The sequence below is a fragment of the Flavobacterium sp. PLA-DH12 genome (genome assembly GCF_059511845.1).
On record NZ_JCAMPD010000004.1, the window covers coordinates 78,912 to 103,251 of the forward strand.

Consider the following 24,340-nt stretch of genomic DNA (forward strand, 5'->3'; position numbering starts at 1 on the left):
CAATTCGTTGTCAGGTTTTTTTATGATTTCTTTTTGCTAAAACAAATTATTGAGTTTTAAAATGTCTTTTCCTAAGTAAAAAAAAACTTTTATAGGCTAAACGTGATATTTAGTAGAATTATTTTTATGCAAATTTTTAATAGAGAAAAATGAATATTATATCAATTATTAAATATGTATTTACTGCTATAGGTTTGGCTTTATTGGCTGGAGCACTTTATCTTTATTTAGATAAACAGGCTTTTGTAGAAAAAGCTGAAGTTGTAGATGGTAAAGTGGTTGAATTACTTTCGAGAAGATCCAACAATTCAATAATGTATACTCCAGTTATATCTTTTATTACAAAAGAAGGAAGTAAAATTGAATTTATTTCATCTGTAAGTAGTAATCCGCCAAGTTACGGTATAGACGAAACCGTATCGATTATATATGATCCTAAAGAACCCAATAAAGCAGATATTAATGGTTTTGAATCTTTATGGCTCGCAGTCTTAGTTGTGGGAATTTTGGGGACGGCATTCTTTTTAGTTGGCTTTTGTATTATCTTGTATGGAATTAGAAAACAAAGGAATAAGCTGTATCTTCTCGATAATGGAAAACGTATTTTTACAGCATTTACTAAAGTGCATATAAATTACAGTTTCGAAATAAACGGAAGATGTCCGTATCAAATATCAAGTCAATGGTTCGATAAGCAGACAAATAAAATGTATATTTTTGAAAGCGAAAATATTTGGTTTGACCCAACTGAATTTATAAAAACAGATCAAATTACGGTTTTGATTAATCCAAATGACCCTAAAAAGTATCATATGGATATTTCGTTTTTACCTGTGTTAAACAATTAAATTTTTGAAAATCTCTTTTAATAAACAAAAAAACTGACAGTCCTTACTGCCGGTTTTTTTGTTTAAAGCAATTTCTATTTGTTTTTTAAGCCTCCAAATATGGATCTATAGTTTCTGCAAGTTGATTAAGCCAATAAAAATTATCATCGACATTCTTTATTCCCGATTCTATCGTTTCACATTTTCTCATAACTGATAACGAAAGTGCATTATTTACTTCGGGTATCATTTTTGCCATTTCTTTACAATCTATTTTATCTGTAAAGAAATCGTGTAATCTTGTTTCAAGTTCGGCTGTAAATTTATCTGTAATCATAATCTTATAATTTTTGTAAATATATTGAAATTTGACACAAATTTGTGTCAAATTAAAAAATAATTGTTATGACTTTTGAAATATGGATATTTCAGAAGAAGCTTTTATTATAAATCTTGGAGTTCACATTAGACAATTGCGTGAAAAAAAGGGCTTATCTCAACAGGATTTAGCTGATGATTGTGGTATTCCGAGAAATCAGATTGGTAGAATTGAAAGAGCTAAAATAAATACAGGAATAAAAACTCTTATAAGAATTGCGAATGCATTAGATATTGAGCTTAGTGAATTGCTCCGTTTTCAATCAAAATAAAGAAAAAAACTTAGCGAACTTTAGCGTAAACCTTTGCGCCTTTGCGGTTAAAAAACTTTCACTATTTTTGAAATCAAATACAATTGTTTCAGAATCCATGCAGAAATTCATTACCTTAGTTACACTACTTTTTATTTTTACAATAAGTACAGCTCAAAACAAATTCGGAAATCCAGAAGTAGATCCCACTCAAATTCAAAAAACATATCCAGAATGGTCCGTTTATCAGAATAAAAAAATAATGCTTTCTAGAGACTTTATCGCTTTAGATGCATCTTCAAAAGAAATTACTAAAGAAGTTTTTTTAGATCAATTGGCAAACGGAAATTTTATTCCAGTTCGATTAAAATCAGAAGAAAGTGTATTCGTTTATAAGCTTTTTAAAATCTTGCCAAAAACAGATACGAGTATAAAAGCAACCATCAATCAAATTGGTTTTGATGCTTATAAGAACTATAAAATGGAAGGAACCGCTTTTCCGCAATTCTCATTCAAAAATCTAAACGGAAATCTGGTGACCAACGAATCCATGAAAGGAAAAATTATTGTGATAAAATGCTGGTACATTCACTGCACGCCATGCATTAGAGAATTTCCGCAAGTCAATAAATTAGTCGAAGAATATAAAGACAGAAAAGATATCGTTTTTATGAGTCTAGCCGAAGATTCAGCAGAAGAATTAAAAACATTCTTAGCAAGAAAACCTCTTTCATATTCTGTAATTCCAGACATGAAAGTGTATATGAATGAATTGTTGCAGTTAAATTCGTTCCCAACACATTTTATTCTAAACAAAGAAGGAATGATTGCAAAAGTGCTTCCAAATTTTGAGAGTTTAGAAGTGGCTTTAGCTAAAGAAAGTAAATTGTAATGTATTAATTAATCTCGCAAAGTAGTCCCATTTTTGTCATTTCGACGAAGGAGACCCGAGCGATAGCTATCGGTACTGCGAGAAACCCACACAAGTATAAAAAACCTTAGCACCTTAGCATCTTTGCAACTCTGAACCTTTTTCACTACTTTTGCACCAAATTAATTAAAAAGACATTCATGTTAACAGTCAATAATTTATCAGTTCAGTTTGGTAAAAGAATTTTATTCGACGAAGTAAATACTACGTTTACTCACGGAAATATTTACGGCGTTATTGGAGCAAATGGTGCAGGAAAATCTACTTTCTTAAAAGTAATTTCGGGTGATATTGATCCAACTTCAGGCCACATTCATTTAGAGCCAGGAAAACGTATGTCGGTTTTAAACCAGAACCACAACATGTTCGACGAACACACTGTTTTGGAAACCGTTTTAATGGGAAATAAAGTTCTGTATGCTGTTAAAAAAGAAATGGATGAACTTTATTTAGATTATAATGATGCTAATGCAGACAGAATAGGGGAGTTACAAGTTCAGTTTGAAGAAATGAACGGATGGAATGCCGATTCTGACGCTGCAGCGATGTTATCTAACTTAGGAATCACAGAAGCAGATCATTATACTTTAATGGCTGATATGGAGGGAAAAATGAAAGTACGTGTCCTTTTGGCACAGGCACTTTTTGGAAATCCTGACTTGCTGATTATGGATGAGCCTACCAACGATTTGGATTTCGAGACAATCGCTTGGTTAGAAAACTTCTTGGCAAACTACGAAAATACTGTAATCGTTGTATCTCACGACCGTCACTTTTTAGATGCGGTTTGTACACATATTTCTGATATTGATTTCGGAAAAATCAATCACTACTCAGGAAACTATACGTTCTGGTATGAGTCTAGCCAATTAGCGGCAAAACAGCGTGCTCAGCAAAACAAAAAAGCAGAAGAGAAGAAACAAGAGTTGGAAGAATTTATTCGTCGTTTTAGTGCAAACGTAGCGAAATCGAAACAAGCTACTTCTCGTAAAAAAATGATTTCTAAATTAAATATTTCTGAAATCAAACCATCTAGCCGTCGTTATCCTGCGATTATCTTCGATCAAGATCGTGAAGCAGGAGATCAGATTTTGAATGTAGAAAATTTAGCAGCTTCTGTAGACGGAGAAGTTTTATTCAAAGATATTAACCTGAATATGGCAAAAGGCGATAAAATCGTTCTTTTCTCTAAAGATTCACGTGCTACAACTGCTTTCTACGAAATCTTAAATAACGAACAAAAAGCAGATGCTGGAAATTTTGATTGGGGAATTACAACCAATCAAGCCTATTTACCAGCTGAAAACCATAAATACTTTGAAAACGATTTGAGTTTAGTTGACTGGTTACGTCAGTACGCTAAAACAGAAGAAGAGCGTGATGAGGTATTTATTAGAGGTTTCTTAGGGAAAATGATTTTCTCTGGAGAAGAAGCTTTAAAAACTTCTAGAGTTTTGTCTGGAGGAGAAAAAGTACGTTGTATGTTGTCTAGAATGATGATGGAGCGTGCAAACGTTTTAATGCTAGACGAGCCTACAAACCACTTAGATTTGGAGTCTATTACAGCTTTCAATAACTCATTGAAAAACTTTAAAGGTTCTGTAATTTTTACAACACATGACCACGAGTTCGCGCAAACAGTTGGTAACAGAATCGTAGAATTGACACCAAACGGAGTAATCGACCGTTACATGACATTTGATGAATATCTTGATGATGAAAAGATTCAGGAACAAAGAAAAAAGATGTACAATCTTTAATTTTTGAAATTCCAATATATTAAAATCCCAAATTCCAAGTTTAATCCGGAATTTGGGATTTTTTTTGTCTTAATAATTTTTCCGTGTGAATTTTCATTCAATTATAAAATGTTATATTTGTAAGAAAAATATATTTATTTTAAAAAAAGTAAGTGAGCATGAAGAACATTCAAAAAGGTATAAAAGTACTATTGTTGATGATGGCTACATTCCATGTAGGCATAGCGCAGGAGTATAATAAAATTAATTCGTCGTCGATTTCATATTTAAACAATGGCTTCTTGTCGGATAATTTTATAAGTATAGAAAATGTAAATAAAACGAAACTCAAAAATGGTTTTTATGAAATGAATCTTGATGGCAGGAAAATGCAGTTTTATATTAACGAAAAAGGAAATGTAGACGGGACTTTTAAAGAATATAATTCAAATGGAGTTTTGGCAATACAAACATTACTAAGTAATGGCAAGTTGATAAGTATGACTGCGGTTGATTCTAATGGAAAAACTATCGAGAGTTTAAATGTTGGAAAGGATGCCAAAAGTGGGCATCAATTTTTCAATAGAAAAAAGTATGATTCTTTGGGGGCGTTAGTTGAACAAATCGATTATAATTGGGATAAAAAAGAAATAAAAACGTCAGATTATGAAAATAAGAAACTTGTTTCTGAAATTATCATTTTTGATGAATATAAAATTTGGAATCCAAATGGAGATATAACAGAAGCCAAGTTGACTAATCCGAAAAATACAAGCTATAAAATAGAAAAGAAATACTATCCAAATGGAAAATTGAAAAGCTCTAGATTTACAGACAGTCAATCTATTGAAGGAAAATTGAAAGAATATACAGAAGCTGGCGTTTTGATAAAAAGTAAAAAGAAATCTAATTCAAAAACGGTCAATGCAAGTGCTAAAATTAATAATGAAAAAATATATAAATTAGAAGAAGTTGAGGTAAAACCAAGCTATTCATCAGGAATAGAATCATTCTATAAATTTTTCTACAAAAATTTTGTGAAGCCCAATCAAGAAGGGGTTCAAGGAACAATTTATATGGATTTCGTTGTTGAAAAAGACGGTTCTTTGTCTGCTTTTCGCTGTTTTAAAGATATTGGATATGCTACAGGAGCAGAAGCAATTCGGGTTTTGAAACTATCTCCTAAATGGAATCCTGCCAAGATAGACGGTAAAAAAGTCAGATGTGTTTATGTATTAAAAGTTCCAATTAAATAAATAATAGAAAAATCCCAAACGCCAAGTTTTACATTGGAATTTGGGATTTTTTATTTGTTTATTTTACTACTATTTGCTTCCGAACATTTTAGCAAAAATCCAGATAATAATCGCAATAATAAATATTACGATAAAAATCCCGAATCCCATTCCGGCTTTAAAAATGTCTCCAATAACTTCACAGCTTGTAAATGAAAACAGTATTACAAATACCATTAACAATCTTAGTATTTTATTTTGCATGACTTCTGATGTTTTAAATTGATACTTAAAATTACTTTAGGAATCAGCAAAATGCGTTATAGAATTTTTTGGAAATGTTTTAGGATTTGGAGTTTGAATATTTTTCGTTTAAGTCCTTAATGAAACTTATGCGATTGAACTTTTTTAGAAATCCAGACTTTTCGCCTCTTTCTAATTCCTTATTAAGTTTTTTGATTTTGATTAATTTTTGCTTTGACATTATTATTTTATAACTTTTATTCTCAATAATTATTCTTTAGGATTATTATTTGTTTTTATTTTTGAAAGTTTAGTTTGTAATTTGCTTAAAGAATCACTTTCAATTTTCGTGTCAAATATTTTTTCGTAATTTTTAAAATGATCTTTAATGTTTGGAGTGTTTTTAAATAATAATGATAAATCACTCACACCTCTAAAACGATTAATTACTTTTTTTTCTCTGAAGTAATCAATAGTTTTTTTTGTGCTTTTTCCAACTACTTTACCAATATTGAAATCTTCTATTATTTTTGATAATGATTCCTTATCTACTATATTATCGATTGATTTTTCATATTCTGAGCTTTCAGCTATTTCCCAAAAATTATATAAAATTCTACTGCTTGTTGAATATTTTTTATTGAATACTTCCCAAAAAGAATTTATTTCATTAATAGCATCTAATTGATCTTTCATTGTATCTGCTTCTGCAATTCTTTTCTCATATTTTACTATTGAATTTCTTAAATTTGTAAAATCGTCTCGTAATTGAAAAAGTTTTGTCGAAATTTCAGTAACTTTTTCGCATTGCCCTAGTAAAATACTTACTAAAGGAGGTATTTGTTGATTCTTATAACCTAAATAAGAGTTTATTTCGGAATGATTAATGTTATAGCTTTCTGTCAGTTTGGATATGATGTCTTTTCCTATTCCTCGTTTTGGAATTTCATTTATTTGAAATTCATATGAATAAAATGGTAATACCGCTTGTACATTCGAATGAAAAGTTATTTCATTTATTTTTTGATAAAATTGTTCGGGACTATTTTTACTTTCTACAGCAATAAAACCATCATTTACTTTTCCAATATTTATGAATGAGATGTTTTTTACATCTTCGTCAAGTGTAGCAATTCTTAAATATTTTTCCTTCGCATGAGGTATACTTTTTTTATTATTAATAAAATCAGTAATTGTTTCTTGATAGCTTTTGTTTGGATCAGTTTGCCCTATACTTACAACAGTTCCAATATTATTGCCAATACCCATAATTACTTTCAGACATCCTGTTCTTGAAAGCATTTCTAGAATTGGTCGTCCATTTGGGAATATTGTTTTAGAAACAATCTGTGCATGTTTTAATTCTTGGTCAGAAACATAAAAAATGCTGTTTAGTATAAAAGATTCAATAAAAGAGTTTAAAGTGTAAAGAAATACAATATCTGGTTTTCCATATCCTCCAATTATATAATCTAATTCATCAATGAGGTTTAGACTTATATAAGTGGAATTATAATCTAAGTTAAGCTCTTTCATTTATATGTTTTTGTTAAGTGACTTGTTTATACTCTTAAGATTAAGATCATGATATAAAAGTAAGGTTTTATTGCAGAATATAAAATTTTGAAAATTGTAGATAATATTTTCGTTTTAGGGAGATTTATTAAAATATAAAACATTTAAAACTTCATTTGTTTAACAAATAAAATCAGATTCCGTATATTTGCGCAACCAAACATTACAATCACTTATGAGTCAAAAAGTATTACTTAATTCGAAAGAAGTTACTATCATACTCCATCGTTTGGCTTGTCAGTTAATCGAAAAACATCTTGATTTCTCTAATACAATTTTGGTGGGAATTCAGCCAAGAGGCGTTTTTTTAGCTGAACGTTTAAAACAACTATTAGAAAACGAATACAAGGTTCCTGAAATTACTTTAGGATATCTGGACATCACTTTTTTCAGAGATGATTTCCGTCGTACTGATAAACCGCTTGAAGCCAATAAAACCCAAATCAATTTTATAGTCGAAGACAAAAAAGTCATTTTTATCGATGACGTTTTGTTTACTGGACGTAGCATTCGCTCTGCCTTAACTGCCATTCAATCTTTCGGAAGACCTTCTGAAATTGAATTGTTGGTTTTAATAGACAGACGTTTCAGCCGTCATTTACCAATTCAGCCCGATTACAGAGGGCGTCAAGTCGATGTTATTAATGGTGAAAAAGTAATTGTAAGCTGGAAAGAAAATGATGGTGAAGATGTTGTTCACCTAGTGACGAATTAAGTTTAATCGGTTAACCGGTTAATTGTTTAATCGGTAGTAATTCCGATTAACAAATTTGACAAAAAAACGATTAAACAATTCAACGATTAAACATATAAACACACACAATGAAAGAATTAAGCGTAAATCATTTATTAGGAATAAAATATATCAATGAGAATGATATTAACCTGATTTTTGAAACGGCAGATCATTTTAAAGAAGTCATCAATAGACCGATTAAAAAAGTTCCTTCATTACGAGATATTACCATTGCCAATATTTTCTTCGAAAACAGTACCAGAACCAAACTCTCTTTCGAATTAGCGCAGAAACGTTTATCTGCTGATGTCATCAGTTTTTCTGCAGCTCAGTCATCGGTTAAAAAAGGAGAGACCTTGATTGATACTGTAAACAATATCCTTTCGATGAAAGTGGATATGGTTGTAATGCGCCACTCTAATCCCGGAGCGGCTTATTTTTTATCTAAAAATGTAAAAGCAAGTATCGTAAACGCTGGAGACGGCGCGCACGAACACCCAACTCAGGCTTTATTAGACAGTTATTCGATCAGAGAAAAACTGGGCGATGTTGCTGGAAAAAAAGTAGTTATTGTAGGCGATATTCTGCATTCGAGAGTTGCCTTATCCAACATATATGCTTTGCAGATGCAAGGCGCAGAAGTAAAAGTTTGCGGACCAAAAACATTGATTCCGAGATATATTGAATCGCTTGGTGTTACGGTTGAACCGAATTTAAGAAAAGCGTTAGAATGGTGCGACGTTGCGAATATGCTTCGTGTACAAAACGAACGTATGGATGTGAATTTTTTCCCATCAACTCGTGAGTACGCACAGCAATATGGAGTAGACAAACCGCTTTTGGATTCGCTAGGAAAAGAAATCGTAATCATGCACCCAGGACCAATCAATAGAGGAGTAGAAATTACTTCTGAGGTGGCCGATTCTGATCATTCAGTTATTTTGAATCAGGTTGAGAATGGTGTTGCGATTAGAATGGCGGTTATTTATTTGCTAGCTTCTAAGATTCAATAGTTTTTTAGTTTTCAGTCACAGTCGCAGTTTTCAGTATTGAAATGAGTGTTACAGTGAGCATAAAACTTGAAACCTGAAACTTGAAACAACAAAAAAACTTAGTAAATTAGCATCATAAAATATAAGCCCCCTCAAATTATAAAATGAAAGTAGATCAAAAAGGACATACCGTTACGATTAAAGATACTCAAGGAGATGTAAATGCTTTCTTGGAAAAAGTAACGCAACAATTTAAAACTTTTGAAAAACAAAATATTATAATCGACTTATCAGCAGATTCTAATATTTCAGAAAATGATTTAAAAGCTTTTTTACCACTTTCTAAAGTTCAGAAAAAAGCAAAAAAATCGTTTGTAATTGTAGCTACCGATCTTGATTTTAATGCTATTTCAGATAAATTATTGGTAGTGCCTTCTCTTTTAGAAGCTCACGATATTATCGAAATGGAAGAAATCGAAAGAGACCTAGGTTTCTAATAATTAACAATTGATAATTAAAAATTAATAATTGTCAATTATCAATTTTTAATTGAGAAATGAAGTTAACTATACTTGGCTGTTATGCCGCAACTCCTAGAACGCTTACCAATCCGACTGCGCAGGTTTTGGAGATTAAAAACAGATTGTTTTTAATTGACTGTGGTGAAGGAACTCAGGTACAGCTTCGCAAAAACAAGATTAAATTCTCAAAAATTAATCACATTTTTATCTCGCATCTTCATGGAGATCATTTGTTTGGATTAATTGGCACTATTTCAACTTTTTCCCTTTTAGGAAGAACCACAGATTTACATATTTATGGTCCGAAAGGAATTAAAGAATTGATCCTTATTCAATTAAAACTGACTGAATCTTGGACAACATATTCTTTGTTCTTTCACGAATTAGAATCGAAAGAAAGTGAAGTTGTTTTTGAAGATAAGAAGGTCATTGTGAAAACAATTCCGCTAAAGCATCGTGTTTATACAAATGGATACCTTTTTCAGGAAAAACCAGACGAAAGAAAGTTAAACGTAGAAGCTGTTCAGCGCTATAATATTCATGTAGCGTATTATCAGAAAATAAAAAATGGCGGAGATATTACACTTGATGACGGAACAGTAATTGAAAATGAAAAACTTACTTTTGATCCGCCGCCAGCAAAAAGTTATGCATTCTGTTCTGATACAGTTTACAATGAAGAGATCATTCCGATTATACAGAATACAGACATTTTATACCACGAATCTACATTTTTAGAATCAGAAGCAAGATTGGCTGAAAAAACACTGCATTCGACTGCAAAAGAAGCAGCAAGCATTGCTTTAAAAGCAAATGTAAAACAGCTTATTTTAGGTCATTATTCGACACGTTATGATGGTTTGAAGCCATTTAAAAAAGAAGCAGAAGAAGTATTTCCAAATGTGCTTTTGGCAGATGATGGAGTTAGTTTTGAGTTTTAATCTAAGGTTCTGAGATGCTAAGTTGCTAAGCGACTAAGTTTTGGTGTAGTTATTTTAAGTTTAAGTTGATGGAATCGTAGTATATGATTATCACACTTAGCGAAGTCGAAATGCTTTTTTTGAATAGAATATGCTTTGTGAACGTTCGACTTCGCTAAGCCTGACAGACTTGAAACTTGAAACCTGAAACAAAATAAACTAAAATCAAAAACTATGAACGATTTAAGTAATTATAGAAAATCTTACGAGAAGAGTGAATTATTAGAAACGAATATTCCAGAAGATCCGATTAATCTTTTTAACCGATGGTTTCATGAGGTGGAAGATTTTGGGGGAAGCGGGGAGGTGAATGCCATGACGGTTTCAACGATTGGATTGGATGGTTTTCCTAAATCGCGTGTGGTTTTATTGAAGAAATTTTCTGAAGAAGGGTTTATATTTTATACCAATTACAATTCGGAGAAAGGAAAAGCAATAGAAGCAAATCCAAATATTTGTTTGTCTTTTTTTTGGCAGGAAGCAGAACGTCAAGTAATCATAAAAGGAATTGCGCAGAAAACATCTGAGATTATTTCTGATAATTATTTTGATTCACGTCCTGATGGCAGTAAGCTAGGAGCAATTGTTTCTAATCAAAGCGAAGTTATTCCGTCAAGAACATTCTTAGAAGAAAACTTAAAAAAACTAGAAACCGAATTTGAAGGAAAGCCAATTCCACGACCTGAAAATTGGGGTGGTTATATAGTGACTCCACTTCAAGTTGAATTTTGGCAGGGAAGACCAAATAGACTTCACGATAGAATTCGTTATACAAGCCAGTCAGATTTTTCTTGGAAGATTGAAAGATTATCTTCCTAAAATTGCTTTTACGTAAGAATTTTACACATTAAATATAAAAAATAGTGCATTTCATCGATTATTTTTGCACTTTAACGGTAAATTGAATACGTTTGGTATACAATAATACGAACGAATTTATTCAAAGATAAATTTAAAGGATTTGCCCCAACATTTACTTTAAACCGCTAAAATGCTGATGATTATGAAAAAGATAATGCGCACCATGTTGTTCATTGCGATTTTAGTCGCAATGAACGCATGTTCTGCCGACACCGCCGAAGCAAGCGCGGATACTGCCACTCCAACAGAAGTGCTTGTTGCTAATTATACTTATAATGACACCGAAATAGAAACAATGAGGTTAATAAACGAATACCGCGTGAGTATTGGTTTGAATGCCTTGGAGAGAGTTAATCATATATCTTTTAAATGCGAAGAGCATAACAAATATATGATTGAAAATAATGTGGTAAATCATAACGATTTTGTGGCAAGATCTAATAATATTACTAGTGTATTGGGAGCAAAAAAAGTAGGCGAGAATGTTGCCTACAATTATAAAACTCCTGAAGCCGCTTTAAGAGCTTGGCTAGATAGCCCAGGGCACAAAGAAAATATAGAAGGAGATTATACTCATTTTGGATTATCTGTAACAACGGATCCAGCTACAGGAAAAAAATATTACACTAACATTTTTGTTAAGATTTAAAAGTTTATTGAACAGGTTGGTTTTTTAGAAGTCGTTGCAATTCCTAGAAATGTGACGACTTTTTAAATTAAAAAAAGCTGCCATGTAGGCAGCTTTTTTTATCTATTACGAAATTTATAAAGCGGTTATAATAAATTCGCTTCTTCTATTGGCTTGATGTTCTTCCTCAGTACATGGTACGCCATCGGAACATTTGTTTACGAGTTCTGTTTCACCGTAGCCTTTTCCAGTTAAGCGGTTAGGAGAAATTCCGTTTTTAACCAGCCATTGTATAGTCGATTTTGCTCTTCGGTCAGATAAGGCTTCGTTGTATTGATTAGAAGCCCTGCTGTCTGTATGTGAACGGATATCTAATTTCATAGTAGGATTATCGTTCAGAACAGCCAATATTTTTTCTAAATCTAATGCTGCTTCGGTTCTAATATTTGATTTATCGAGGTCGAAATAAATCATTTTAATTCCAAAACATTTTCCTAAATCATCACCCACAGTAACTTTACAAGTTGATTTTATGAGTGCAATAGGAAGGTTTGTTTTACCACTTGTTTTGTCTACAGTTATGCTAACTTCTTTTGTAGCAAATTCTGGTTTTTCTGCTCTTACATAATATGATTTTCCGCATTCTACATCAAAAGAGTATAGTCCAGAGCCATCTGCAACGGCAGAATTTTTAAGTGCCATTCCTGCGTCATACAACGTTACTTTTGCTCCAGGAAGCGGTACGCCGGTTTCTGCATCTGTAATTGTACCGTATAATACCTGAATGCATTTAAGCTTTCTAGTTTCTAAGAATTTATAAATATCATCAGAACCTTGACCTCCATCTTTGTTGGAAGTAAAAAATCCTCTTCTTGTTTCCGGATCAATAATGTAGGCAAAATCATCTTTTGGAGAATTGATATCTGCTCCAACATTCTGAATATTGCTAACTTTTCCGTTATTGTCAATATTTCCAACAAAAACATCTAAACCTCCCAAGCCTGGGTGTCCGTCAGATGAAAAATAAATTTCATTTTCGCTGGTAACATATGGATAGGTTTCTTTTCCTTCCGTATTAATACTACTTCCTAGATTTTCTGGAGAGCCATAACCTCCGTTTGAATTGATGCTGACTTTATACAAATCTGACTCGCCAATAGTTCCTGGCATGTCAGAAGCAAAATACAGTGTTTTTTCGTCTGGACTCAAAGCAGGGTGAGCTGTACTGTAGTTATTGCTATTGAATGGAAGCTCTGCAATGTTGGTCCATTTGCCATCTTTTCCCAATTCAGCTTTGTAAAGCTTGATTAAGGTGACTTTGTTTTCGTCTTTTCCTTTTTTTCCGTCGATGTAGTTATTTCTGGTAAAATAAACTGTTTTTCCATCTTTTGTGAAGACAGGAGAAGCTTCATGGAATTTGGTATTAATAGCCGATTTAAATTTATTTACTTTTGATGTGGTTCCAGTTGCAGGATCCAAATCAGCATTATAAATATTTGTAAAATATTCTCCTGTCCATTTGTGTTTACGTTGTGTAAAATTTCCTGTATCTCGCGCTGATGCAAAATAAATTTTATTGTTATACACAAATGATCCGTAATCTGAATATTTGCTGTTAATTCCAGCATCTTCTATCTGGTACCTCCCAGAGTTTGCTTTAATTTGATCCAGATAATTTACGTCTTCTTTGTAAAGTTTTCCTCTGCTGTCATTTTTTGAGATAGCATTAAATTCATCCAGAAGTTTATTTGCTTTGGTAATGTCTCCAGTCGATTTTAGAGATTGTGCATATCTAAAATAATATTCTGGTTCAACATTTGTGTTCATTGCAAATAATTCGCCGTACCATTTTGCCGCATTCTGGAAATCTGAATTGAAATAATAAGCATTTCCCAGTTTTTTAAACATGTCTTCAGATTTGTAGCCTTTAGCGGCAACTTTTTCATAGGTCTTTATAGCATCGACATAAGCATAGCCGTCATATTTTTTGTCTGCAGCATTTATTTTAGACTGCTGTGCATAACTGCTAAATGAAAAAGCACCTAGAATTGTAAGGAAAAGTAGTGTATAGTTTTTCATGATACCTTATTTTTTAGAAGAAACGAGGAGTTGTCATTTTACCTTTGTTGGAGAAGAATTCATAACGAAGGAAAATTTCGTGTGAACCTGAATTGTAATTATTTAAATGAGTGGTTTCTCTGTCATAACCATAACCTAAATAAAGTCCGTCTGTAATCTGAAATCCGACCATAGCACTTAATGAAGCGCTCCATCTGTAAGCTACACCAGCCATGAATTTGTCGTAGAACATAAAATTGGCAGAAACATCTACTTGTAGCGGTGCACCTTCGACCATTTTGGTTAAAATAGCTGGTTTGAATTTAATATATTGATATTTGTCTAGATCGAATACATAACCTGCCATTAAATAGTAATTGATTTTGTCTTTGTAAATTGCTACATCATTGTCGTCGTAACGATTTGTTTCAATAAAATTTGGAACAGATAAACCAATGTAAGCCTTGTCTGAATGCCAGTAAACCCCAGCACCAACATTAGGAGAAAATTTATTGCTTAAATCCTGAAATTGCGGATCGCCCTGATCTGCTGGATTTAGTTTGTTTACATCCAAATTGAAGATATTTGCAGTTCCTTTAATACCAAACGAAAGTTTAAAATCTGCAGATGTCTGGACAGTATACGATAGATCAACTGAGATATTGTTTTCGTTTGTTGGACCAATTTTGTCGTTAACCAAAGAAGCTCCTATACCTAGTCTGCTATTGTTTAGCGGTGTATTAATTGAAAAACTGCTTGTTTCCGGTGCTCCGTCAAGACCAACCCATTGAGTACGGTAAAGACCAAAAACACTAAATACCCCACGAGAACCTGCATAAGCAGGATTTATATTTATTGTGTTGTACATATACTGTGTATACTGCGCGTCTTGCTGTGCATACCCTGAACATGTAACTAACAGAATGACGAAGAAAAATAGCTTTGTTCTCATAGTAGATTATATTATTTTAATACTATTGACTTTTAAATCATTGTAATTCAATGTGCTCTTATTCAAGATTGATTCATTTTTTCAGTTTTAAATACGCTGTAAAAGAGCTTTTACAGCGTATTCTGAAAAGAATTATTTTGATAGGTATAAATACCCGTCTAGTTTATGATCTTGAACATTGTTGTTTCCATCTAGAGATTTATAATTAATAATGTAAAAATAAGTTCCAGTTGGTAGTCCGTCAGATTGCTTAACAGTTGTTCTTCCTCTAGAAGTACCATCAAAAGCATTTGTTGTATTATTGTAGTTTGTAGTTTCAAAAACTAAAACTCCCCAGCGATTATATATTTCGACAGAATTGCTTGGATAACAAGTGGTGTCATCGATATTGTCAATTTTGAAGAAATCATTTTTGTTATCGCCATTTGGAGAAAAAGCATTATGAACTAACACGTCACCACAAGCTAAGACTTTACAATCATCATTGATTTCCATGTTTAAAACTATACTTCTTGGACATTTTTCATCAGCTATTGCATATTCGAAAACGTAATTGCCTAATGCTAAACCAAACGGATTAAGAATTGTTCCCTGAAGGGCATTAGTATTATTTTTATCAATCCAAGTTCCTGTTGAAGGACTTCCTTCAGGAAGCAGACTGCTTAGATTTACCAATGTCGAATCATCGTTACAAGCTGTTGCACTAGTTTGAGTGACACCATTTGGAACAACTATAATCGTAACAGTTGCAGTATCACAATTTTCAGAACTTAATTTGTCGCAGATTCTGTAGCTGTACGTATAAGTGCCGGCAGGTGTTAAACTTGATACCGTTACATTTCCAGAACCATCAAAAGTGATATTTGGATTTGATTTAGTGCCAGTTGCTTCAGTAAGAAGTGTAAAGTTTACTAATTCTAATGATGCGCGAGTGATTCCTTTCGTATCATTGCTCAATACATTTCCAACTAGTCCGAAAGAGTTACATCCAATATTACTGTACGTATCGTCATTTGCAACTACTGGTGTAGGTGGCGCTGGCGGATCTAGAACTACTGCTGTTACAATTGCAGTATCGCAGTTTCCAAAATCGGCTTTTTCGCAAATTTGGTAAGTTAACGTGTAAGTGCCACCTGGCGTGTTTGGTGCAACATTTACAGATCCGTCAGGATTTAATGTCAAGGCACCAGTTGGGTCAGGAACAGTAGTTGTTAAGGTAACATCGTTTATATTTACTGACGAACCATTTAATGTGTCATTAGTTAAAACATTCACTATGTTGATTTGTCCTGCAGGTCCTGTTATTGGTGCTGGATTATCATCAGTTGCGACAATGGCAAATGTTGGTCTCGCAGTACAGAAAGGATCTGCTGGTGGATAACTAAGTGTGATAGTTTCACTAGGATTTACAGAAACGGTTAGGTTAGCAGTTGGACGTAATTTCTCAAATCCATCAGCGGCTTCAATCCATTTGTTGTTTTCAAAAATCCAGCCTGGCCAATCAATTCCTTTTCCTTGCCCATCTACAACAGCTCCAGGCCATAATACACGACCGCTCAATGGTAAATTGGTCATTGTTGTTACGACATTGTTGTTGCTATCGGCCCAAGCAATTGTCACACCATTTACAGGAGTGAAGTTTACTGGCGTTACCACATAATCAACGTAAGGAACGTCGTTCACACATATTGATGTTGCTGTAACAGTCATTACTGGTGCTTCAATTGTAATTGTAACCGTTGCAGTGTCACAATTATCTGTCTGATCGGCTTCGCAAATTTGATATACCATTGTCAATGTTCCTACTGGAGCATTTGGTAACACATCAACAGAACCATCAGAATTTAGCTGTAAAAACTCGTTTGGAGTTACAGTCGTTATAATTACATCAGAGGCAGTTATCGCTGCTCCTTCTAAAGTATCATTTGTTAATACATTTAATACGTTAGTTGTGGTATGATTTACACCAGCAATAGGACCTGCACTGTCATCATTGGCAACAATATCTTTGTATTCTTTGCAGCTTACGCCGAAGTCAATGTCTAAGTGAACTAAATCCTCTGGCGTTACAGTTACTACATAACCCGCATCTGTTGTGGTTTGACAAACGGTATGCATTTGCATTTTGCTCGTTTTACCACTTATGTTTTTAGAAGATGAAGAAGGAATAACTTTTACCAGACCAGTAGCGCCTAAAGCAGCAGCCACAGCATCGAAATTAGCATCTCTTACTAATTTTATTGTATAATCTCCATACGGATTTGCAGTTTCTGGACGTTCTCTCCAGAATCCTTCAATTCCGACAATTACATCTGCATGGTAGCCATTTGGACCATCAACAATTATATTTGAACTAAGAGCATTACCGAAACCTGCTGCATTTAGCTCTCCATTATTTTCAGGACCAGTATAGCTTCCGTCTCCGTTAAGATCTATCCATTCCCATTGGTTGTAATCGATAGAGCCATTCGAATCTGGAATATTTTTAGTAACCACTCCATCATTATTGGCATCGTACCATTCATCTTGAATTCCATTATTATTAAGATCATACCAAACATAATCTCCAAGTACAGGAAGAGTAGATTTTCCATATTCGAAATTATGAGTCTGAACTTTACAATCTTCAAGAGTTGTAAAGAATAAACTAGAATCTACAGGATATAATTGATGTGCACTATTTAAGTTTGCATCTTGTACTTGTACTAAGTAACTTCCAGCAGGCATTCCAGAGAAACTGTACATTCCATCAGTTCCTGTAATACGCATTTGTATTGCTCCAGGTGTTGTTCCTTGCGGAATTAAAGTAACAGGTACATTGGCAAGAGGCGTATTGGTATCTACATTTATTACTTGTCCAGAAATTTTTACAGTATATTCTGGTTGAGAAATCACTACTGTAGCTGTAGCAGAACAAGTTTGATTTTCGCCGTTGACTGGTGCCGTTGCAGTAAGAGTATAAGTTCCAGCTGGTAAATTTGTATTGCCAACTATTTCATTTCTCTCATTTGTAATTACTACAATAGAGCCAGGACTGCTTGTTACCGTGATTTTACCATCACTACCGCCAAAACAGCTTGTGTTTGTTGCAACTCCGCTAACAGTAACTTTGCTTTCAACTGTAAAGGTTTGAACCAATTCGGTTTTGTTTCCAGCACAGTCTGTTAAAGTATAAGTTCTTGTTAAGATATAAGGTGTTCCGTCGCAGCCGTTTCCTCCATTGTTAGTGTCCGAAACAGTGATATTTACAGTAGAGCTGCAATTATCAGCCGCGTCTTTAATATCTGACGGATTTCCTGCTGGTATTAAATCAATGCTAGCTAAGTTTGTTATACTTTCTGGAGCTGTTCCAGTTGGAGCAGTTTTATCTCTTACTGTGATAATTTGAACGTGAGTGCTAGTATTTCCACCGCAGTCACTAATTTTCCAAGTGCGAGTTAAAGTATAATTAGATGAACATTCATTCTCAATACCAGATTTTACCTCTGAAAATACTATTGGTAAATTATCATTGCAATTATCTGAAACATGCATTTCTGCTGGTTCAGGAACTGCATCGCATGATACTTCAATATCTAAAGGAAGATCGCCAGTAAACATTGGAGCAGTAGTATCTTGAATTGTAATCACTTGCGTGAAAGTTTCAGAAGTATTTCCACAATCATCTTTTACAGTCCAAGTGTTGGTGTAAGTTCCTGCATTTGAACAATTTTCAGAAGCTACAAACTGTCCGCTTACTTTAGTGATGTTTGAAACATCAGTATCGCATGAGTCAGAAGCTATAGGAAACTGAGCCTGAGCTGCTGCAAGTCCTTGAGTATCGCTGCACTCTAAAGTTGCGTTTAGGGTTCCTGCAGCAGTTGTCCACGTCGGAGCAGCAGTATCCTGAATTGTAATCACTTGCGTGAAGGTTTCAGAAGTATTTCCGCAGTCGTCTTTTACAGTCCAAGTATTGGTGTAAGTCCCTGCATTTCCGCATCCTTCAGACGCTACAAACTGTCCGCTTACTTTAGTGATGTTTGAAACATCAGCATCGCATGAGTCAGAAGCTATTGGGAACTGAGCCTGAGCCGTCGCAAGTCCTTGAGTATCGCTGCACTCTAAAGTTGCGTTTAGGGTTCCTGCAGCAGTTGTCCAAGTCGGAGCAGCAGTGTCCTGAATTGTAATCACTTGCGTGAAAGTTTCAGAAGTATTTCCGCAGTCGTCTTTTACAGTCCAAGTATTGGTGTAAGTCCCTGCATTTCCGCATCCTTCAGACGCTACAAACTGTCCGCTTACTTTAGTGATGTTTGAAACATCAGCATCGCATGAGTCAGAAGCTATTGGGAACTGAGCCTGAGCCGTCGCAAGTCCTTGAGTATCGCTGCACTCTAAAGTTGCGTTTAGGGTTCCTGCAGCAGTTGTCCAAGTCGGAGCAGCAGTGTCCTGAATTGTAATCACTTGCGTGAAAGTTTCAGAAGTATTTCCGCAGTCGTCTTTTACAGTCCAAGTATTGGTGTAAGTTCCGGCATTTCCGCATCCTTCAGAAGCTACAAACTGTCCGCTTACTTTAGTGATGTTTGAAACATCAGCATCGCATGAGTCAGAAGCTATTGGGAACTGAGCCTGAGCTGTCGCAAGTCCTTGAGTATCGCTGCATTCTAAAGTTGCGTTTAGAGTTCCTGCAGCAGTTGTCCAAGTCGGAGCAGCAGTATCTTGAATTGTAATCACTTGCGTGAAAGTTTCAGAAGTATTTCCGCAGTCGTCTTTTACAGTCCAAGTGTTGGTGTAAGTTCCGGCATTTCCGCATCCTTCAGAAGCTACAAACTGTCCACTTACTTTAGTGATATTAGAGACATCAGCATCGCATGAGTCAGAAGCTATTGGGAACTGAGCCTGAGCTGTCGCAAGTCCTTGAGTATCGCTGCATTCTAAAGTTGCGTTTAGAGAACCCGCAGCAGTTGTCCAAGTCGGAGCAGCAGTATCCTGAATTGTAATCACTTGCGTGAAAGTTTCAGAAGTATTTCCACAATCATCTTTTACAGTCCAAGTGTTGGTGTAAGTTCCTGCATTTGAACAATTTTCAGAAGCTACAAACTGTCCGCTTACTTTAGTGATGTTTGAAACATCAGCATCGCATGAGTCAGAAGCTATTGGGAACTGAGCCTGAGCTGCTGCAAGTCCTTGAGTATCGCTGCACTCTAAAGTTGCGTTTAGAGAACCCGCAGCAGTTGTCCAAGTTGGAGCAGCTGTATCCTGAATTGTAATCACTTGCGTGAAAGTTTCAGAAGTATTTCCACAATCATCGTTTACAGTCCAAGTGTTGGTGTAAGTTCCTGCATTTGAACAATTTTCAGAAGCTACAAACTGTCCGCTTACTTTAGTGATGTTAGAGACATCAGCATCGCATGAGTCAGAAGCTATTGGGAACTGAGCCTGAGCTGTCGCAAGTCCTTGAGTATCGCTGCACTCTAAAGTTGCGTTTAGAGAACCCGCAGCAGTTGTCCACGTCGGAGCGGCTGTATCCTGAATTGTAATCACTTGCGTGAAAGTTTCAGAAGTATTTCCGCAGTCGTCTTTTACAGTCCAAGTATTGGTGTAAGTTCCGGCATTTCCGCATCCTTCAGAAGCTGTAAATTTTCCGCTTACTTTTATAATGTTTGTTACATCAGTATCGCAGGCATCGCTAGCACTAGGAAATAAGGCTTGAGCCGATGCTAGAGCTTGTGTATCGCTACACTCAACAGTTTTATCTAAAGATCCTGTCTGAGTTGCCCAGATTGGAGCAGTATTATCTTGAACTATTATAGTTTGACTTACAGGAAGAGAAATATTTCCGCAAGCATCTTTTGCGGTCCAAGTTCTTGTTTTAGTATAAGAGCCGGCGCAATTCCCTTGTATAATAGTATCTTCGAAAGTTAATGAAGAAATAGTTCCATTATTGTCAGTTGCTGTTGCTTGTGTAAAAACAGGTACTGCTGGACAATTGATAGTAGTAACCTCAGGCAGCGGATTTACAATTGGTTTAATTGAATCTCCATCCAAAATAGTAAACGATTCAGAAAGTGTACATCCGTTTGCATCAGTAATAAGCACAGTGTAATTTCCAGCAGCAAGATTACTTGCAGTTGCAGTTATTTGTACAGGAACTGAGTTCCAAGAATAGTTGTATTGAGCAGTTCCACCTGAAACAGTTACTGTCGCAGAACCATTATTTCCTCCGCCACAAGTAACATCTGTTTGGCTTTTTATTGCACTTAATGCTTTTTGAGGTTGCGAAATTGTTACAGAACAATTTGTTGTATAACCTAATTTATCGGTAACAGTAACAGTGTGTAAACCGGCAGTTAAAGCAACTGCTTGCGCACTTGTTTCACTATTGTCCCATAAATATGTATACTCTCCGTTACCACCTACAGCAGTTACAGTTGCTTTACCTGTGTTACCTCCAAAACATTTTACAGCGCTATCTTGAGAAATACTGCAAGAAAGTACATTTGGTTCTGTAATTAATACGGTACATTCTGTAAAACAGCCATTTGCATCTGTAACTTTTACAGTATGCGTTCCAGCATTTAATGCTGTTGCTTTGGGTGTATTTTCACCATTATCCCATAAGTAAGTATAGGTAGGAGTACCGCCAATTGGAGATACAGTTGCTTCGCCATTGCTTAAACCATTTGCAGTTACTGGTTTGTTTTGCACAACAGAACATGATAAAGCAGCGGCAGGTCCTGTGATGGTCACAGAAAGCGGAGCAGAGGTACATCCTTTAGAGTCTTTCACCGTAACGGTGTAAGTTCCGACAGGAAGTGTCGTTCTGTCTTCAGGATCATCAGTTCCCGAAAGATCTGCCCAATCGTATGTGTAAGGTCCAACACCTCCCGAAGCTGTTATGTTGATGGCTCCCGTTGCAGCGCCGAAACATAATACATCAGTTTGAGAAGTTTTGGCTACAGTTACTGCAGCGGCAGGTCCTGTGATGGTCACAGAAAGCGGAGCAGAGGTACATCCTTTAGAGTCTTTCACCGTAACGGTGTAAGTTCCGACAGGAAGTGTCGTTCTGTCTTCAGGATCATCAGTTCCCGAAAGATCTGCCCAATCGTATGTGTAAGGTCCAACACCTCCCGAAGCTGTTATGTTGATGGCTCCCGTTGCAGCGCCGAAACACAATACATCGGTTTGAGAAGTTTTGGCTACAGTTACTGCAGCGGCAGGTCCTGTGATGGTCACAGAAAGCGGAGCAGAGGCGCATCCTTTAGAGTCTTTCACCGTAACGGTGTAAGTTCCGACAGGAAGTGTCGTTCTGTCTTCAGGATCATCAGTTCCCGAAAGATCTGCCCAATCGTATGTGTAAGGTCCAACTCCTCCGGAAGCTGTTATGTTGATGGCTCCCGTTGCAGCGCCGAAACACAATACATCGGTTTGAGAAGTTTTAGCTACAGTTACTGCAGCGGCAGGTCCTGTGATGGTCACAGAAAGCGGAGCAGAGGTACATCCTTTAGAGTCTTTCACCGTAACGGTGTAAGTTCCGACAGGAAGTGTCGTTCTGTCTTCAGGATCAGTCGTTCCTGTAAGATCAGTCCAATCGTAAGTATAAGGTCCAACTCCTCCGGAAGCTGTTATGTCAATGGCTCCCGTTGCAGCGCCGAAACACAATACATCAGTTTGAGAAGTCTTAGCAACTGTTACTGCAGCAGCAGGCTGTGTAATGACAACTCCATTCACATTTGCAGAACATCCATTTGCGTCAATAACTTTAATATTGTAAGTTCCTGCAGGTAAATTTTGCAAAGTATTTGCGGTTGTTTCTCCGTTGATGTAATATTTAAACGGACCAGTTCCGTTAGTTACATTTATTTGAACTTTACCATCATTACCGCCAAAACAGGTAACATTGCTTGTTGTTCCCAGTGCAACAGTGTAAAATGGAGGTAAAACTATATTAGATGTTACAAAATCTCTATTGGCGTACCACCACGTATTTATTGTATTTAAATTTCCATATTGTGGAGTACCATTATTGCCATTAAACCCATTCCATCTATGACAATTGCTAGGAGGGGTTCCGTTTGGTGTACATCCAGTAAGATTTACTTTTTGATCAAAACTTCCTCCACCATAACTAATATTGCCGTCATCCCAATAGAATTTTAAAATATATCCAGCTGGAGCTGCAGGTCTAACAGTTGTACATGAAAAACCATATTGATTTTCTTCTACATCATATATTGGGAAATGGAAAGCAGCTTGTCCAAAAGTTACTACTATTGGTATCGAAGTGCCTTGTGCTATAGTGTTGCCTAAACCATCTTTTCCATTCCAAGGAACACTTACAGCATAAGGAGGTGCCCCTGATGCTGTAACAGTCTGCGTGGTTAATACATCTTTTGTACCAGGGGTATAAATTCCATCTCCACCGTTAAAGTCAAGAAGTATTTCAATAGTTCCGCTTTTAAAAACGCTTATGTTTATATTGCTTTCTCCAATACCACAATTTGTAATTCCGTTAATTTGTATGTTACCATTATAGGTTCCATTTTTCCATATATTAATATCAGGATCATTTAAGAAGACCTCATATTTAGGACTCATTTGTGTAGCATTTGGCGCGTTATAAATACTTTTTTGATCATTAGCCGCGTTTCCTGAATTTCCAGGTCCTGTATTATTAAACGCTACATTAAAATACCAAGGTCTAAAACCAGCACCATTAAAATTGATTTTATTTACAAAACCGTTTTGAGTAACAGCTCCAGTTGTAGAACCGTTATCTGGAGCAAAGACGTAAAAGGAACCATTAAAATCGGTGTCAACATCATCCATAGCAAATGCCCAGCGTTTTGAATAAATACGGCCTGGAATTGATTTTTTAGTGGAATTATTAGCAACCGTAATGTCATAATAGTTGTAATAAATCTCCCCATTAGTATCGGTTGGGTTTTGAAATTCAATCCAATAATCACCAGCAGGCATGCCTGTAGGATCAAAGATTATTGGAGCATATCCTGCAGTAGCTCCATCAATGCCATTTGGACCATTTTGAGCTAAAGCGAGCCTCTGAGCTTCAGTACCAGTAATTTTTGAATTAGTAGTGTTCAAAGTGTATTCGCCAAAAGCAACTGTTCCATCTGGTTTAATGATTTTAAATACAGAAGTAATTTCAGTGCCGGTAGGGCTATCTCTTCTAGCTCTGCTAAAACCTAAATATACTTTCTCGCTATTAGGATTTTGAATTCTGATATACAAACGCTGTGCATCTGCCGAACCATATTTGGCAAAATTTCCATAAGTACCATTGTTTATCGCAAGCGAAGCCCTATGATTAATGTCAGGAGTTGTTTGTTTACTTCCTTCTCCGCCATAAACATTTAAAAACAAAATGCTTAATACAAAACTTAGAAGGATTTTTATTTTTTTTTCGAAAGTAAAGTTTTTCATATTAAAAAATTTA

The 24,340-nt window shown here is 35.2% G+C and carries 17 protein-coding genes; 11 read left to right on the forward strand and 6 right to left on the reverse strand.

Translation table 11 applies throughout. The annotated features are described in order from the left end of the window. Window positions 1–149 precede the first annotated feature (149 nt). Complete coding sequence (locus AC5ZCW_RS09100; protein WP_496119238.1) at window positions 150–848, forward strand: DUF3592 domain-containing protein; 699 nt, start codon at window positions 150–152, stop codon at window positions 846–848. An 85-nt stretch (window positions 849–933) separates the two neighbouring features. On the opposite strand, the gene AC5ZCW_RS09105 is transcribed toward AC5ZCW_RS09100, so the two are convergent. Beyond that, on the reverse strand, window positions 934–1,164 hold the full coding sequence (locus tag AC5ZCW_RS09105; RefSeq protein ID WP_496119240.1) for a hypothetical protein: 231 nt from the start codon (window positions 1,162–1,164) through the stop codon (window positions 934–936). Between the two features lie 82 nt (window positions 1,165–1,246). Between AC5ZCW_RS09105 and AC5ZCW_RS09110 the strand changes: the two genes are divergently transcribed. From AC5ZCW_RS09110 to AC5ZCW_RS09125, 4 genes are all read left to right on the forward strand, one after another. Continuing rightward, window positions 1,247–1,477 (forward strand): helix-turn-helix domain-containing protein, encoded by a 231-nt coding sequence (locus AC5ZCW_RS09110; RefSeq protein ID WP_496119242.1) that lies wholly within the window; start codon window positions 1,247–1,249, stop codon window positions 1,475–1,477. Window positions 1,478–1,544: 67 nt separating this feature from the next. Further along, window positions 1,545–2,348 (forward strand): TlpA family protein disulfide reductase, encoded by an 804-nt coding sequence (locus tag AC5ZCW_RS09115; protein WP_496119244.1) that lies wholly within the window; start codon window positions 1,545–1,547, stop codon window positions 2,346–2,348. Between the two features lie 179 nt (window positions 2,349–2,527). Continuing rightward, window positions 2,528–4,147, forward strand: a complete 1,620-nt coding sequence (locus tag AC5ZCW_RS09120) for an ABC-F family ATP-binding cassette domain-containing protein (RefSeq protein ID WP_496119246.1) — start codon at window positions 2,528–2,530, stop codon at window positions 4,145–4,147. A 158-nt stretch (window positions 4,148–4,305) separates the two neighbouring features. Continuing rightward, entirely contained in the window at window positions 4,306–5,382 is a 1,077-nt protein-coding gene (locus tag AC5ZCW_RS09125; protein ID WP_496119248.1) for an energy transducer TonB, read from the forward strand. 69 nt (window positions 5,383–5,451) lie between these two features. Here AC5ZCW_RS09125 and AC5ZCW_RS09130 read toward each other — a convergent pair whose 3' ends face one another. Continuing rightward, window positions 5,452–5,625, reverse strand: coding sequence for a hypothetical protein (locus tag AC5ZCW_RS09130; RefSeq protein WP_008468862.1), 174 nt, complete (start codon window positions 5,623–5,625; stop codon window positions 5,452–5,454). A 249-nt stretch (window positions 5,626–5,874) separates the two neighbouring features. Next, complete coding sequence (locus AC5ZCW_RS09135) at window positions 5,875–7,140, reverse strand: hypothetical protein (protein ID WP_496119250.1); 1,266 nt, start codon at window positions 7,138–7,140, stop codon at window positions 5,875–5,877. Window positions 7,141–7,354: 214 nt separating this feature from the next. On the opposite strand from AC5ZCW_RS09135, the gene pyrR reads away from it, so the two are divergent. From pyrR to AC5ZCW_RS09165, 6 genes are all read left to right on the forward strand, one after another. Then, window positions 7,355–7,894: a bifunctional pyr operon transcriptional regulator/uracil phosphoribosyltransferase PyrR gene (gene pyrR, locus AC5ZCW_RS09140; RefSeq protein ID WP_496119252.1), complete on the forward strand. Its 540-nt coding sequence runs from the start codon at window positions 7,355–7,357 to the stop codon at window positions 7,892–7,894. A gap of 107 nt (window positions 7,895–8,001) precedes the next feature. Continuing rightward, the gene (locus AC5ZCW_RS09145; RefSeq protein WP_029273654.1) at window positions 8,002–8,928 is read left to right on the forward strand and encodes an aspartate carbamoyltransferase catalytic subunit; all 927 of its coding nucleotides are present in this window, start codon (window positions 8,002–8,004) and stop codon (window positions 8,926–8,928) included. 143 nt (window positions 8,929–9,071) lie between these two features. Then, window positions 9,072–9,404 (forward strand): ribonuclease Z, encoded by a 333-nt coding sequence (locus AC5ZCW_RS09150; RefSeq protein ID WP_343541966.1) that lies wholly within the window; start codon window positions 9,072–9,074, stop codon window positions 9,402–9,404. Between the two features lie 59 nt (window positions 9,405–9,463). After that, window positions 9,464–10,369, forward strand: coding sequence for a ribonuclease Z (locus AC5ZCW_RS09155; protein ID WP_496119254.1), 906 nt, complete (start codon window positions 9,464–9,466; stop codon window positions 10,367–10,369). Between the two features lie 213 nt (window positions 10,370–10,582). Next, window positions 10,583–11,227: a pyridoxamine 5'-phosphate oxidase gene (pdxH, locus tag AC5ZCW_RS09160; protein ID WP_343541968.1), complete on the forward strand. Its 645-nt coding sequence runs from the start codon at window positions 10,583–10,585 to the stop codon at window positions 11,225–11,227. A gap of 184 nt (window positions 11,228–11,411) precedes the next feature. Beyond that, window positions 11,412–11,918 (forward strand): CAP domain-containing protein, encoded by a 507-nt coding sequence (locus AC5ZCW_RS09165; protein WP_343541969.1) that lies wholly within the window; start codon window positions 11,412–11,414, stop codon window positions 11,916–11,918. Window positions 11,919–12,032: 114 nt separating this feature from the next. Here AC5ZCW_RS09165 and AC5ZCW_RS09170 read toward each other — a convergent pair whose 3' ends face one another. The 3 genes from AC5ZCW_RS09170 to AC5ZCW_RS09180 all read right to left on the reverse strand — a co-directional run bounded on the left by AC5ZCW_RS09170 (window position 12,033) and on the right by AC5ZCW_RS09180 (window position 24,327). Next, window positions 12,033–13,976 carry an OmpA family protein gene (locus AC5ZCW_RS09170; protein WP_496119256.1) on the reverse strand — a complete coding sequence of 648 codons (1,944 nt, stop codon included), beginning with the start codon at window positions 13,974–13,976 and terminating at the stop codon, window positions 12,033–12,035. 13 nt (window positions 13,977–13,989) lie between these two features. Then, entirely contained in the window at window positions 13,990–14,907 is a 918-nt protein-coding gene (locus AC5ZCW_RS09175; RefSeq protein WP_281633197.1) for a PorP/SprF family type IX secretion system membrane protein, read from the reverse strand. 132 nt (window positions 14,908–15,039) lie between these two features. Further along, window positions 15,040–24,327, reverse strand: a complete 9,288-nt coding sequence (locus AC5ZCW_RS09180; protein WP_496119259.1) for an HYR-like domain-containing protein — start codon at window positions 24,325–24,327, stop codon at window positions 15,040–15,042. Between the last annotated feature and the right edge of the window lie 13 nt (window positions 24,328–24,340).